This window comes from Paenibacillus sp. JT22N15 (genome assembly GCF_059383755.1).
This window is the reverse complement of record NZ_JBXENV010000021.1, coordinates 24,230-37,934: the sequence shown is the minus strand read 5'-3', so window position 1 is coordinate 37,934 and position 13,705 is coordinate 24,230. Positions and strand designations below refer to the sequence as shown.

Here is a 13,705-nt window from a genome sequence, read left to right as displayed (position 1 = left end):
AAGGGAGGCATTCGCTTATGGCTCAAGCAAACGTCATTAAAGTCGTTGTTGCCGAAGACGAGGATATCATCCGAGGTACGCTGGTGCGCAAGCTCGAAGGTCTGGATGAGGCTATTCAAATTGTCGGCTCCGCCCAAGATGGCAAAGAGGCGCTCGAGCTTGTGAACCGGGAGCAGCCGGATTTGCTCATTACCGACATTCGGATGCCTGTCATGGATGGCATTGAGCTCATTCAGTCTATCCACTGCTATTATCCGCGCATGCGCAAAATCATTACGAGCGGCTTCGCTGATTTTGAATACGCACGGCAAGCGATTCAGTACAATGTCATTGAATATTTGCTGAAGCCGATTGCGACCACTGAGCTTTCGCGGGTATACAATCGCGTAAAGACGCTAATTGAGGCGGAACGGACTGATTTTAAAACCCAGATGAAAAGCCTTCAGCCAAGCGGAGCGGATACGGAGGAATTGGTGCAAATGGTGCAAAACTTTATGCGCGAGCATTATAGCGAAGATCTCAGCCTGGAGCAAATTGCCCGCAGCTTCAATTTTACGGCGTCCTACTTGAGCAAAATTTTTATTAAGCATACGGAGGAGCCCCCTTCCCGCTACTTGATGTCGCTGCGCATCAACGAAGCGAAATATTTGCTTCGCAATCACTCCCATCTCTCCGTCAAGGAGGTCGGTGAACAGGTCGGCTATAGCGACCAATTTTATTTCAGCCGCATCTTCAAGCAGATGACGGGCTTTACACCGAAGGAGTTTCAGAAATAAGGATCCAAACAAAAAAACCAGAGCCAATAATATGCCTAGGCATATCCGCTCTGGTTTTTTTTTGGGCTGTAAGCCGCGACTATTTATACGGTAATATCTGCCTTCGCCAGCAGATCCTGCACGACGACGCTGACCATGATCAGCCCCGCTACAGGAGGAACAAAGGCGTTGCTCGCTGGCGGCTGCTGGGCTTTGCGAATTTCCGGCGCGTTCTCGGGCACGATGCGCTGCGTCACATCTTGACGCGGCTTCTTCGGCGTCTCCGAGGAAAATACGACCTTCACGCCTTTATTAATGCCTTCCTTGCGCAGCTTCTGGCGCACAACGCGGGCAATCGGATCGGTGTGGGTTTTGGAAATATCGACAACTTCAAATTTCGTCGGGTCCATTTTGTTAGCGGCGCCCATGCTCGAAATAATCGGGATTTTGCGCTCCAGGCACTGCTTGATCAAATGGATTTTGTACGAAATGGTATCGGAAGCATCAATGACATAATCAATCGGGTATTCAAAAAATTTCTCATACGTCTCTTCCGTATAAAACATGCGGAGAGATACCGCGTCGCATTCCGGATTAATGAGCTTAATGCGGTCGCGCATCAAGTCGGCCTTCGGCTCGCCAACGGTCGTCGTAAGCGCATGGATTTGGCGGTTGACGTTCGTAATATCGACAACATCTTTATCGACCAAAATAATACGGCCAATGCCTGTACGGGCCAGCGCCTCAGCAGCAATTCCGCCGACGCCGCCGATGCCGAGCACCGCTACCGTACTTCCTTTCATCAGCTCAAGGCCTTCCGGCCCAATTGCCAGCTCCGTGCGTGAAAATTGGTGCAGCATCTAAAATCGCCGTCCCTTCCGTTATCTATTCCAAGCAACTACATAGGAAGGCGGGCTGTTTCGTCCGCCCGCTCCATTAAGCTTGAGGTGCTTCTGGTGCTGCTCCTGCTGGGGCAGGCTGTTTCGCAGGCTTAGGCACTGTACGGATATGAAGCTGCTCCAATTGGGACAGCTCAACTTCGGACGGCGCATTGCACAGCAGATCGGTTGCGTTCGCTGTTTTCGGGAATGCAATCGTTTCACGCAGGTTTGTGCGGCCAGCCAGCAGCATGATGAGACGGTCGAAGCCGAACGCGATTCCGCCATGCGGAGGCGTACCGTATTCGAAAGCATCCAGCAGGTATCCGAAGTTCTCTTGCGCTGTTTCTAGAGATAAGCCGAGTGCAGCAAACATTTTCTCCTGTACTTCACGCTTGTAAATACGCATCGAGCCGCCGCCTACTTCATAACCGTTCAAGACGATATCATAAGCTTGAGCGCGGATTTTGCCTGGATCTGTATCAAACAGGTGCAGGTCATCCTCATGCGGACGTGTGAACGGATGATGCTCGGCTACATAACGCTGTGCATCCTCATCCCAGCCAAGCAGCGGGAAGTCTACGACCCATACGAATTTAAATTTAGTGTCGTCGATCAGACCAAGCTCGCGGCCCACTTTCAGGCGCAGGTTGCCCATGACATCAACAACGACTTTTTTCTTGTCAGCAGAAAATGTGAGCAAGTCGCCATCTTCTACTTGCAAACGCTCAGTCAGCGCCGCGATTTCCTCTGGTTTGAGGAACTTCACGATTGGACCGCGCCATTCGCCATCCTTCACCGTAATCCAAGCCAAGCCTTTACCGCCATAACGAGCAGCGAACGGCTGCAAATCGTCAAGCTCTTTACGGCTCCAGCCGCCACAGCCTTTGGCATTGAACGCCTTCACGACGCCGCCGGATGCTGCTACGCTTGCGAATACCTTCACTTCGCTTGTCGCGACAATATCGGTAATATCTTGAATTTCCATGCCGAAGCGCAGGTCAGGCTTATCGGAGCCATATTTGTTGATGGCATCTTCATACGTAATGCGCTGGAACGGAAGCGCAAGCTCCACGCCTACCGTCTCGCGGAACAATCTTGCAGCAAGCTGCTCCATCATGCCCAGCAATTGATCCTGCGACAGGAAGGACGTTTCGATATCGACTTGTGTGAACTCAGGCTGACGGTCTGCGCGAAGATCCTCATCGCGGAAGCAGCGAGCGATTTGATAATAGCGCTCAATGCCGCCGACCATTAGCAATTGCTTGAAAATTTGCGGCGATTGCGGCAGGGCAAAAAATTCGCCTTCATGCACGCGGCTCGGCACCAAATAATCGCGCGCGCCTTCTGGTGAGCTCTTAGTCAAAATTGGCGTTTCAACGTCAATAAAGCCTTCTCCATCAAGGAAGTCGCGGAAAATTTTCGCTGCTTTCGAACGGAGCAGCAATGTTTTTTGCATTTCCGGACGACGCAGGTCGAGGTAACGGTATTTCAAACGCAGCGACTCGTCAACTTCGACGCCGTCTTCGATTGGGAATGGCGGTGTTTTTGCCGCGTTCATAATTTCGATTTTTTCAACGCGCACTTCGATTTCGCCTGTTTCCAGGTTCGCGTTAACGGTTTCTGGATCACGCTCAACGACTGTTCCTTGAACAGCAAGCACGAACTCGTTGCGGGCACGGTCAGCAATCGCCAGCGCATCGCCGGAAAAATCAGGGTTAAATACTGTTTGAACGATACCTGTACGGTCGCGAAGATCAATAAACAATACGCCACCTAGGTCACGACGACGCTGTACCCAGCCGTTCAAAATGACCGTTTGTCCAATATCGCTTTTTGTTAATTTTCCACATGGATGTGTTTTCAACATAATGGTTATGCTCCTTTTATTTAAAAGATTTAGTGAACGAAGGAGCTGCGAGGAAATTAGCGGTCCTTTATTTCGTCGCAGTCTCTAAGCTTGAATCGCTGCTGCCAGCTCGCTGATGGCTACGGTGCGCTGCTCGCCGCTTTCCATATTTTTCAGCGCAATTTCGCCGCGCTCCAGCTCGTCATCGCCAAGAATGGCAGTAAAACGTGCTTTGAAGCGGTCCGCAGACTTCATCTGTGCCTTCATCTTGCGGTCCGTGTAGTCACGGTCAGCACGCAAGCCTGCTGCACGCAGCTCGTGTACGATCTTCGTCGCCTCACGCTCTGCTGCCTCGCCAAGGCTGATGACGTAAACGTCGACCTGGCTCGCTTCCTTAATGCCTTCCGTCTTCTGATGCTCAAGCAGCAAAATCGTCCGCTCCAGGCCAAGGCCAAGCCCAACGCCCGGCTGATCCGGTCCGCCAATTTCAGCAACGAGCCCATTGTAGCGCCCGCCGCCGCCAATCGTATCGATGGCACCGATGCCCTCCGCTTTATATTCAAAGGCGGTGTGCGTGTAATAATCCAGTCCGCGCACCAGCTTCGAATTGACTTCGAACGGAATATTCATAGCCGTCAAATACGCTTTAACCTTTACAAAATGCGTTGTGCATTCTTCATCCAGACTGTCCAAAATCGACGGAGCGCCTTCAAAATGCTTCTGGTCGACTTTGCAGTCCAGCACACGCAGCGGGTTGCGGTCCATCCGCGACTGGCAATCTTTGCACAGCAGCTCGCGCTTCGGTTCGAGGAAAGCAAGCAGCCGCTCGCGGAAGGCAAGCCTTACTTCCGGCGTTCCGACGGAATTGATTTCGACGCGCACCCCTTTAAGGCCAACCTCGGTATAAAACGTATAGCCCAAAGCGATAACCTCAGCATCAAGTGCCGGATTAACCGAGCCCATCGCCTCTACGCCGAATTGGTGAAACTGGCGGTAACGCCCGGCTTGCTGGCGCTCATAGCGGAACATAGGGCCGATGTAATACAGCTTCGTCAGATCAGGCTCGCCATACAGTTTATTTTCAACGAAGGCCCGAACGACCCCGGCTGTGCCCTCTGGACGAAGCGTCACGCTGCGATTGCCGCGATCCGTGAACGTATACATCTCTTTCTCCACGACGTCCGTCGTTTCGCCTACGCCGCGCTGGAACAGCTCGGTCGCTTCGAAGATCGGCGTGCGAATTTCGCGAAAATTAAAGCGTCGGCAAATTTCGCGTGCCTTCTGCTCTACGAACTGCCAGCTGTCGATTGAGCTTGGCAGCATATCCTGCGTGCCTGGTAATTTTTGAAATGCCATGTCATTTTCCTCCTAACCTGCTGCTAAAAAACGATGAGAACAAGCAAAATGGTGCGCGCCGTGCAATGACGGCAGGGTTCATTTTGCGGTGAAATATAAGCCAGTGGTAAGTATGAAACTTATAACGTCTTATATTTAAAGCAAAAAACTCCCGCCCCTGAACAGCAAATATTGCTGTCAGGGACGAGAGTATAGCTCCCGTGGTACCACCCACATTCCGAGGCAGCTGCCAGAAGGCAGAAGCTCGCTTGAAGACGGTTAACGCCCGTCACCCGCAGTACGGCTACTGAAACAATCGCTTGCCTAGAGCTTAAGCCCCAGCAGGCTAACGTTCACCGTCTGTTCTCCGGAAAGTCTGTTCATCCCGCCATTATAAGAATGCTTGCAGCCTAAGGCATTCCTCTCTGCATATATGCGCATGGATTACTTTGTTCCATCATGAAATCATTATAGTGAATGGTGCTGATGCTTCATTTTACTTGGGCGTGGTCAGAAAGTCAAGATGCGATTCAGCTCTAATCAGCCCGATTGTATAGGAACAGCGGCAAGACCGCCAGAAGGCAGAAAAAAACCTGCAATCACATTGCAGGTCCAAAAGTAAATTATATTTTAAAAAAGGGGGTCGAGGTCTATTATAGGCTTGCGATGTTAAAATAGCGTTATCGTTTGATTACAGTAACATTACAGTTTAGAAAGCGTTTTATTTCCGGCTATTTCGACCTTATTCCCGCTTTTCCGTCAGCATATGCGAGCCGCTGTTTCCACGCTGCGCTTTATTACGTGTCCTTTAAGTCGCTTCGCTTGCCAGCAGCAGACGGAAATCCTGCCCATTCCTCTGCCGCTTCCATGTCTTCCTCCAGTTGTGACAGCCTTATCGCTTCATGCCGATCGGCATGGAGCAGCTTGCGGCTAATCCGCTCCAGCCCTTGCTCCTTGCGGGATTGATGCATGTGTTCATTCGCCTCCGGTACAAAATAAACAGGCCTCCGGCCGCGGCCAATCGCTGCCGAATGCGCTAAGCGCGCCCATTCTCTCCCCTATTGTATCCAGAAGGCATCTGACCTAATCTTCATCTTGACGCTATTGCTTGCTCTCCAATCGAGCGAAAATAAGCATTAAACCTTTCCCCTCTCATTTTTTTGAAAATACATCCATAAATTGAAACATATCCTGTTTTTCGATCGTCATTATGCTACGAGCTTGAGTGATTTGCAGCAAAAAATCAAAAAAAGGGAGAAATTAAATATGCGAAAAAAATCGTTATTAACCGCCATACCCTTCATGCTACTGGCTCTTCTTTTTACGTCATCTGCGTTCGCTTATACGTTTACCGGGCACAAATGGCCCAAATCCGCCAATAATCCTTACAACGTTTATGTGAAATACGCAACTACAAATACAGCTTATAAAGCTGCGTTTGATTCAGCAGCTGCTGATTGGAATAGTGCCCAAAGCAAAATTAAATTTAATCTTTCGGCGCTCAATACTTCAACCTTAAGCAAGGTTGGCACCCAAAATGTCGATGATCCTTCGATGTTTGGCGTATGCATCACTTATGTGAGTCCGGGTACAACTTCAACTAGTTACTTTACCGCCGATATCAATATAGGAAATCCGGCTGTAGCCAATCAATCCAATACGAGAAGAAGCGCTGCAGGACATGAATTAGGCCATGCGCTCGGTCTCGGTCATACGCCACTCCTTGTAAAGGCTATTATGAACTCAAGCAGAGATCGCGAGACCATCTACACACCTCAAACCGATGATAAAAACGGCCTAAACGCGCTTTACCCACTATAAATTAAGGGAGGGTTTAAAATGACCGAAAAATTCAATTTCAGGATGCTCTTAATTGCAGGGCTATGCTTAGCACTTGTGGCTGGGGTGCTGCTATTTACAGCGAAGGAGAAGTATTCGCCCGGCACGTTTCATGTAAATTATTCTCCCGATTATGCCGTAAGCGGGGATGTTGCAGGGTTAGTTCATAATTCCGTTTACGTGGTATCCGGCCACTACGAGAAGTTTATAGAAAATTGGGATATGGGGGAAAATCATCTTAGCGAAGTATATTCGTTTGTAGTGGATGAATCGTTGCTGGGCGATGCCAAGGGCACGATTAATGTCTCCATTCCGCATACCGTCTTGTTAAAACATACGTTAAACGATGTGGACTATGAAGCCACTCTCAATTTGCCCAACTACAGCAAACCTGATTTTGATAAAACGTATGTGCTGTTTTTGAAAAAAGCACATACGAAAGATGTATTCGGCCCGTCTTCCGTACCTTTTCAAGTAGAAGTGGATTCTGCTGGCAACGTTGCATTGAAAGTGAATACAGAAAACAAAGAACTGGCTTTAACGACTAAACAGAGTGGCACAATTCATTTTCAGACTGAGCAGATCGAACTAGCCCATATCGATAAAATAACCGGTTTAACTAAAGAAGGATTATTTGCAGAAATTAAAGCACAAGTCGCCGCGAAGGCGGAAAGCAAGTAGAAGTTGTGGAGAATATGACAAAAGAGAAAATTTTCGAAATCGTGAGTTCATGAAAAACCAGGGTATTAAGAAGCTAATCCGTACTGTAAGCGAAATCGTTGGACTAACAGAGCAGGAGAGAATTATGCCCATCATTATTCAAATGTTTGCGGCAATTTTCTTCCCGACCGTTATAAAAAGCAATGCCAATTCAGTAGTTATCATGAGCAAAATGACCTTTACATGGCTTGCCGACAAAGCATCTCCTTACCCTTTCAATGATGAGGAAATGAAAAAATTCAATGTTGAAGAAAAGCTTGCCCGTCTTAAAAAATAAACCAGCAATTGCCCTTTTCATAGCTAATTTGAAGGACGTAAAAAGGCAGCCGAATATGTTGGCTGCCTTTTTTTTGTCTAGGAACTGACTGGATAAGTTTCTTATATGTACGCCATACCAAGTGAAATTCGGCTGGCGGTTCTGTGGATCTATTCCTTGCTGTCCAAAATCAAGGTAACAGGACCCCAATTGACGAGCGACACGTCCATCATAGCGCCAAAACGCCCCGTCTCCACTTGCAGCCCGTGCTGCTGGCGAAGATAGGCATTAAACTGCTCGTAGAGCGGCTCCGCTTGTTCTGGGCGGGCAGCAGCCATAAAGTTCGGTCTCCGGCCTTTGCGGCTGTCTCCATACAGCGTAAACTGCGATACCGACAAAATAGCGCCACCCTTATCGACGATGGATAAATTCATTTTTCCGGCCTCATCCTCAAAAATGCGCAGGCCCGCGATTTTATCGGCCATCCATTTGATGTCGGCTTCCGTATCTTCATGGGTAATCCCAACGAGCAGTACATATCCAAAGTTAATTGCCCCTGTTACTTCTCCTTCGACGGTCACGCTCGCCTGCTTGCTTCTCTGAATAACAACCTTCATGCTCTACATCCTCTCTCTAAAAAAGAAGAAGGCGGCAAAATACGCCGCCATCTCTATGCTAATGCTTCCGACTATGCTATTGCTTTCGACTTAGTTTAAGAAGCGAGCGTATTAAATGTTTTCCCGTTTAACTGCCCTATTAAGATTTAATCAGGGCAGGGGGTTCATGACTTTGTAAGTTTAGCTTGTTGCCTACTGGCAAATAGCTAAACTTGCTTTTAAAACCTTTTCGGGGAAAAGGAGGGGGAGAGTGGAGTGAAAGGTTTGGGATTGAGGAGCGGAGCGTTCGCTTTTGCTCCTGAATTTCTACCGTGCAACGGTAAATTCGATGAAATTCAGGAGCAATGGCGACCGAAACCCAAACCTTTCACGCAGCGATCCCCCGCCCTTCCCCACCAAGGCTTTTACAGCAAACTCAGTTATTCATAATCCTTTGGACGGAATAAATATCCTGTACCCGTTTAATCTTCTCCACCACAGAAGAGAGATGCTCAACGTTCTTAATCAGCACGGTCATATGAATCATGACCATTTTATTTTTCACGGAACGGCCGGTCACTGCAGAAATATTCGTCTTGCTGCCAGATACGACCTGCAGCACTTCATTGAGCAGACCATTGCGGTCATGGCCGGTAATTTCAATATCGACGCTGTAATTGGCCTCGACCGATTCTTCCCACTCCACCTCTATGACGCGATCAGCTTCCTCACCGTCCATGCCGAACGGAATGTTCTGGCAATCCATTCGATGCACCGAGACGCCGCGGCCACGCGTAATGTAGCCAATGATAGCATCGCCTGGCACCGGATTGCAGCAGCGGGCGAAGCGAACGAGCAAATTGTCGATGCCTCGTACCGTTACGCCATGGTGTTGGCGATTTTTACGGCTGCCTCCCGATTTCGCATCTTTATCCGTACCGAGCTCAATCGTATTGTTTTTCTCGGCTTCCTTGCGCAGCTTCTCCGTTAGACGGGTACAAATCTGCGCAGCGGTCACGCCGCCAAAGTTAACGCCGGACAGCATATCCTCCACATCGTTAAAGGAGAACTTCGACGCAACCTCCTGCAGCTTGTCCTCGGTCAGCCAAGCCGAAGGCTCCAGACCAAGGCGCTTGAGCTCACGCTCGACAGCCTCGCGGCCCTTCGCCACATTTTCCTCGCGCTGCTCCTTCTTGAACCACTGCCTGATTTTGCTGCGGGCATGCGACGATTGTGCAATTTTCACCCAATCCTGGCTCGGTCCGTATGAATGCTTAGAGGTGAGAATTTCAATAATATCACCGGTTTTGAGCTTATGGTCAAGCGGCACAATACGGCCGTTCACCTTGGCGCCAATCGTGCGATTGCCAACCTCCGTGTGAATGCGATAAGCAAAATCCAGCGGCACAGAGCCGGCTGGCAGCTCAATGACTTCACCGCTCGGCGTAAATACAAAGACGAGATCCGAAAAGAAATCCATTTTCAGCGATTCCATAAACTCGGATGCGTCGCGTGCGTCATTTTGCAGCTCCAATATTTCGCGGAACCAAGACATTTTATCTTCAAAGTTGCGGTTTGGCACGACCGTGCCTTCCTTGTACGCCCAATGCGCCGCAATCCCGTATTCTGAAGTACGATGCATATCCCATGTCCGAATTTGCACTTCGGTCGGCTCGCCATTGGGCCCTACAACCGTCGTATGCAGCGACTGGTACATATTCGCCTTCGGCATCGCGATATAATCCTTGAACCGTCCCGGCATCGGCTTCCACAGCGTGTGGATAATGCCGAGCGTCGCATAACAATCCTTAATGTTCTCAACGATGATCCGAATCGCCATCAGATCATAAATTTCATTAAACTGCTTGTTGCGGTCGGTCATCTTTTTGTAAATGCTGTACAAATGCTTCGGGCGCCCGGAAATATCGCCTTCAATGCCCATCTCGCCAAGCTTCTCTTCAATGCGGTCAATGACATCGGCAATAAACTGCTCGCGCTCCGCCCGTTTTTTCTTCATCAAGTTGGCGATGCGATAATATTGCTGCGGATTCAAATACCGAAGCGCAATATCCTCCATCTCCCACTTAATCGCGGAAATACCGAGCCGATGCGCAATGGGGCAAAAAATTTCCAGCGTCTCATACGCGATGCGCCGCTGCGCCTCCTCCGACTGGAATTTCAGCGTCCGCATATTATGCAGGCGATCGGCGAGCTTAATCAAAATAACGCGGATATCCTGCGCCATCGCCACAAACATTTTCCGATAATTTTCGTTTTGCTGTTCTTCCTTGGAACGAAAACGGATTTTCTCCAGCTTCGTCAGTCCGTCAACCAGCATTGCGCAGGTTTCGCCGAATTTCGCCCGTACCGTCTCCAAATCGACTGTCGTATCTTCAACCACATCATGCAGCAAAGCTGTAATAATGGACAGCACATCCATCTGCATATCCACCAATATATCTGCTACAGCAATCGGATGTAAAATGTAAGGTTCGCCTGATTTCCGCACTTGTCCATGATGAGCCTGATCTGCAAAATGATAGGCTTCCCTTATGCGTAATAAGTCCTGTTCCTTCATATAGGCCGATGCCTTTTCAATTAACTGCTCTATGCCCATGAACATCCCTTTCCGAAATGAGCCCTGCTTCGGCTCCCCTTCGCGCATTTTCCGAGTTTTCTAATATTATGCCTGTAAGCATAGCATGACGTCAACTATGCTGTCGATTGAAGTGTCGATTTAAGTCATGGAAATATTAATATTGTATCCGGTAAAATGGGACTTTATAGGGCGAAAGCCAACCAGCAGCAGCTGGTTGGCTTAAACGTTCAAACGATTTTATTTCATCCTTCAAATAATGGCTAGTAAGTAATGAGAGAAACGACGTCCATATCGCCAAGCTTCTCGCGGCCTGTCAAATAAGACAATTCGATAAGAAAGGCCGAACCAACAATTTCCCCGCCAAGCTGGCGAATTAAATTAATGGAAGTTGCGATTGTGCCGCCTGTTGCAAGCAGATCATCGGCAATCAGTACGCGCTGCCCCGGCTGAATGGCGTCCTTGTGCATAGCGAGCACATCTTTACCATACTCCAGGTCATAGCTTGCTTCAATCGTTTCGCCTGGCAGCTTGCCGCTTTTGCGAATAGGCGCAAAGCCTACGCCGAGTGCAAGGGCAAGCGGAGCGCCAATAACGAAGCCGCGCGCTTCTGGTCCTGCAACGACATCGATTTTCAAATGCTCAACCGCTTTGCGCATTTCTTCAATGGCAGCTCGGTAAGCCGGGCCATCCTTCAGCAAAGTAGTAATGTCCTTGAAGCGAATGCCTGGCTGTGGGAAATCGGGAATGACCCGAATGTAATCTTTAAAATTAATTTGTGACTCGCTCATTAATTATTCGTCCCTTCTGTCTGTCGCCATTCTGGTGTTGTCAAACCAATATTGTAGCTGCAACCAATGGAGATTGCAATTGTTCGGCTTTACTTTTTGCCTCCTGATAGGCAGTCGCTGTACTTAACTCCCGCTTCTCCGGCGCTTCTGCAACGATCGCCAAACCATCCTCGATGCGGATAAACGAAAGCTCGGTAAATACGCGCAGCATAACCTCGGTCATTTCCTGCGGCCAGCCGCTCATCTCCGCCAGGCGCTTCGCAAGCCCTTCAAGCGGTGCCTGCTTCATTCTACGCAGCAGTTGATACACTTGACCGAAATGCTCACGCTCAGGGAACTTTGCATACGCGCCTCCGCTGAACAGGTCATGAATATGCAGCTGCGGCTTGCGCTGGCCGTTCCATTCATTGATGGACAGCTCGCCTACCAGATCGACAGGACTGCTCGCCAGCAGTCGGTCGGCAATAGCTCCCATGCTGAAGCCTACCGCTTCCAGTACAGCTTGCCCGCTTTTCACGGTCAGCTTAAGATGCTTCGCTTCCTTGCCCATCGTTCGCTTGTCTGCAAGAGCTGCTCCCTGAAAGAGCAGGCGCGGCGACGGATTGCCCGCACCAAACGGCTCCAGCTGCGCTAGCTCATTGATCGTTTGCAAATTAGCTTCTTCAACCTTGCACTGCAGATCGATGCCCGTTTTTGGAATCCAATCCTGCTCGCTGAGCCATTCCAAAGCAAGCTCGCCAAGCTTACGTTCAAATTCAGCCAGCTGGTCACGATGCAGGCTCATGCCTGCCGCCGCTTGGTGGCCGCCGTAATGGTCCAACAGCTCATCGCAGGCGGTAAGTGCTGCATGCAGGTCGTAGCCGTCAATGGAGCGCGCAGAGCCCTTGCACATGCCGCTCTCCCCATCAATACCGAGAATAATTACAGGCTTGTAATGGCGCTCCAGCAGCTTGGAAGCCACAATGCCGATAACGCCAACATTCCAGCCTTCTCCCGCCAGTACAATAACCGCCGGTTCCGCCTCGCCCGCATCCGCAGCCTGCGCTCGCTTCTGCGCCCACTGCTCCTCCGCTTCCTTGACGATGCCTTCCACGATGCGCTGCCGCTCGCGGTTGAGCATATCGAGCGAAGTTGCTGCCAATATAGCCTCGTCGTAGTTGTCGCTTATGAGCAGCTCTACAGCGCGCCGCGCATGATCGAGCCTGCCAGCCGCATTAATGCGCGGTGCCATGCCGAAAGCAACTGTCGTGGAAGTAACTGACGGCAGCTCGATGCCCGTCGACTCAGCCAGCGCTAGAAATCCGGTATTCGTCGTCTGGCGAAGCCGTTCCAGCCCGCTTTTGACTAAAATCCGATTTTCGCCAGTTAAAGGCATTAAATCCGCAATCGTTCCGAGACAGACAATGTCTGTCAGCTCCATAGGCGGGCGTTCCAGCAGCGCTTGCGCCAGCTTGAATGCGACACCAACGCCTGCCAGCCCTTCAAAAGGATAAGTGCAATCATGCCGCTTCGGATTAACTACGGCGCAGGCATCCGGAATACGTGCTGGCGGTTCGTGATGGTCGGTGACAACGACATCAAGCCCAAGCTCCTTGGCGTAGGCAATTTCATCATAGGCGCTGATGCCGGTGTCAACCGTTACGATTAAGCGGATACCCTCGGCGGCCGCCTTTTCCAGCGCCGCCTTGTTTAATCCATAACCTTCTAGAGCACGATGAGGAATATAATAATCAAAATGAAGGCCAAGCTCGCGAAACACATGTACGAGCAGCGAGGTGCTGGATACGCCGTCGGCATCATAATCGCCATAAATACGTATCTTTTCGCCAGCTGAGGCCGCCTCCCGAATACGGGCGACAGCCTCCCTCATATCTTTCAGCAAATACGGGTCATGCAAATGCTCAGAGCCGCCTCTTAAAAACTGCTCCGCCTGTGCGATCTCCTTGTAGCCGCGCTGCACCAAAAGCTTGGCGGCAAGCGGTGACAGGCTAAGAGCTGTCGAAAGCTCTTTCGCCGCCGCGTCTGCCTGCTCATCCCAAGGTGCAAGATTCCAACGTGTTTTTGCTTGAATCACGCCGACTTCAACTCCT

Annotated in this window: 12 protein-coding genes; 4 read left to right on the top strand and 8 right to left on the bottom strand. The window is 50.0% G+C overall.

The window, feature by feature from the left end; genetic code table 11:
- Positions 1 to 17 precede the first annotated feature (17 nt).
- Positions 18 to 776 (top strand): response regulator transcription factor, encoded by a 759-nt coding sequence (locus tag AC50X8_RS29525; RefSeq protein WP_494883123.1) that lies wholly within the window; start codon positions 18 to 20, stop codon positions 774 to 776.
- Positions 777 to 859: 83 nt separating this feature from the next.
- Here the strand turns inward: AC50X8_RS29525 and AC50X8_RS29520 are convergent, their stop codons facing one another.
- The 4 genes from AC50X8_RS29520 to AC50X8_RS29505 all read right to left on the bottom strand — a co-directional run bounded on the left by AC50X8_RS29520 (position 860) and on the right by AC50X8_RS29505 (position 5,788).
- A complete protein-coding gene (locus tag AC50X8_RS29520; protein ID WP_056039991.1) occupies positions 860 to 1,615 on the bottom strand; it encodes a tRNA threonylcarbamoyladenosine dehydratase in 756 nt (251 codons plus the stop codon).
- A 76-nt stretch (positions 1,616 to 1,691) separates the two neighbouring features.
- Positions 1,692 to 3,503, bottom strand: coding sequence for an aspartate--tRNA ligase (aspS, locus tag AC50X8_RS29515; RefSeq protein WP_200931661.1), 1,812 nt, complete (start codon positions 3,501 to 3,503; stop codon positions 1,692 to 1,694).
- A gap of 84 nt (positions 3,504 to 3,587) precedes the next feature.
- Positions 3,588 to 4,838 carry a histidine--tRNA ligase gene (gene hisS, locus AC50X8_RS29510; RefSeq protein WP_494883121.1) on the bottom strand — a complete coding sequence of 417 codons (1,251 nt, stop codon included), beginning with the start codon at positions 4,836 to 4,838 and terminating at the stop codon, positions 3,588 to 3,590.
- Between the two features lie 776 nt (positions 4,839 to 5,614).
- On the bottom strand, positions 5,615 to 5,788 hold the full coding sequence (locus AC50X8_RS29505) for a hypothetical protein (protein ID WP_200931660.1): 174 nt from the start codon (positions 5,786 to 5,788) through the stop codon (positions 5,615 to 5,617).
- A gap of 250 nt (positions 5,789 to 6,038) precedes the next feature.
- On the opposite strand from AC50X8_RS29505, the gene AC50X8_RS29500 reads away from it, so the two are divergent.
- The 3 genes from AC50X8_RS29500 to AC50X8_RS29490 are packed head-to-tail and all read left to right on the top strand — an operon-like array spanning position 6,039 to position 7,653.
- Positions 6,039 to 6,638 carry a M57 family metalloprotease gene (locus tag AC50X8_RS29500; protein ID WP_494883115.1) on the top strand — a complete coding sequence of 200 codons (600 nt, stop codon included), beginning with the start codon at positions 6,039 to 6,041 and terminating at the stop codon, positions 6,636 to 6,638.
- 18 nt (positions 6,639 to 6,656) lie between these two features.
- Positions 6,657 to 7,337: a hypothetical protein gene (locus AC50X8_RS29495; protein ID WP_494883113.1), complete on the top strand. Its 681-nt coding sequence runs from the start codon at positions 6,657 to 6,659 to the stop codon at positions 7,335 to 7,337.
- Between the two features lie 49 nt (positions 7,338 to 7,386).
- On the top strand, positions 7,387 to 7,653 hold the full coding sequence (locus tag AC50X8_RS29490; protein WP_494883111.1) for a hypothetical protein: 267 nt from the start codon (positions 7,387 to 7,389) through the stop codon (positions 7,651 to 7,653).
- A 149-nt stretch (positions 7,654 to 7,802) separates the two neighbouring features.
- On the opposite strand, the gene dtd is transcribed toward AC50X8_RS29490, so the two are convergent.
- The 4 genes from dtd to recJ all read right to left on the bottom strand — a co-directional run bounded on the left by dtd (position 7,803) and on the right by recJ (position 13,689).
- A complete protein-coding gene (gene dtd / locus AC50X8_RS29485; RefSeq protein WP_494865630.1) occupies positions 7,803 to 8,249 on the bottom strand; it encodes a D-aminoacyl-tRNA deacylase in 447 nt (148 codons plus the stop codon).
- Between the two features lie 415 nt (positions 8,250 to 8,664).
- Positions 8,665 to 10,845 carry a RelA/SpoT family protein gene (locus AC50X8_RS29480; protein ID WP_056040147.1) on the bottom strand — a complete coding sequence of 727 codons (2,181 nt, stop codon included), beginning with the start codon at positions 10,843 to 10,845 and terminating at the stop codon, positions 8,665 to 8,667.
- A 242-nt stretch (positions 10,846 to 11,087) separates the two neighbouring features.
- Positions 11,088 to 11,600 carry an adenine phosphoribosyltransferase gene (locus AC50X8_RS29475; protein WP_056040144.1) on the bottom strand — a complete coding sequence of 171 codons (513 nt, stop codon included), beginning with the start codon at positions 11,598 to 11,600 and terminating at the stop codon, positions 11,088 to 11,090.
- A gap of 55 nt (positions 11,601 to 11,655) precedes the next feature.
- Positions 11,656 to 13,689 carry a single-stranded-DNA-specific exonuclease RecJ gene (gene recJ, locus AC50X8_RS29470; protein WP_494883109.1) on the bottom strand — a complete coding sequence of 678 codons (2,034 nt, stop codon included), beginning with the start codon at positions 13,687 to 13,689 and terminating at the stop codon, positions 11,656 to 11,658.
- Positions 13,690 to 13,705: the final 16 nt, after the last annotated feature.

Coding starts and splice junctions, on each gene's coding strand:
- dtd (WP_494865630.1), bottom strand. CDS start 8,249: ATGAAGGTTGTTATTCAGAGAAGCAAGCAGGCGAGCGTGACCGTCGAA.
- AC50X8_RS29480 (WP_056040147.1), bottom strand. CDS start 10,845: ATGGGCATAGAGCAGTTAATTGAAAAGGCATCGGCCTATATGAAGGAA.
- AC50X8_RS29495 (WP_494883113.1), top strand. CDS start 6,657: ATGACCGAAAAATTCAATTTCAGGATGCTCTTAATTGCAGGGCTATGC.
- hisS (WP_494883121.1), bottom strand. CDS start 4,838: ATGGCATTTCAAAAATTACCAGGCACGCAGGATATGCTGCCAAGCTCA.
- AC50X8_RS29525 (WP_494883123.1), top strand. CDS start 18: ATGGCTCAAGCAAACGTCATTAAAGTCGTTGTTGCCGAAGACGAGGAT.
- AC50X8_RS29490 (WP_494883111.1), top strand. CDS start 7,387: ATGAAAAACCAGGGTATTAAGAAGCTAATCCGTACTGTAAGCGAAATC.
- aspS (WP_200931661.1), bottom strand. CDS start 3,503: ATGTTGAAAACACATCCATGTGGAAAATTAACAAAAAGCGATATTGGA.
- AC50X8_RS29505 (WP_200931660.1), bottom strand. CDS start 5,788: ATGCATCAATCCCGCAAGGAGCAAGGGCTGGAGCGGATTAGCCGCAAG.
- AC50X8_RS29520 (WP_056039991.1), bottom strand. CDS start 1,615: ATGCTGCACCAATTTTCACGCACGGAGCTGGCAATTGGGCCGGAAGGC.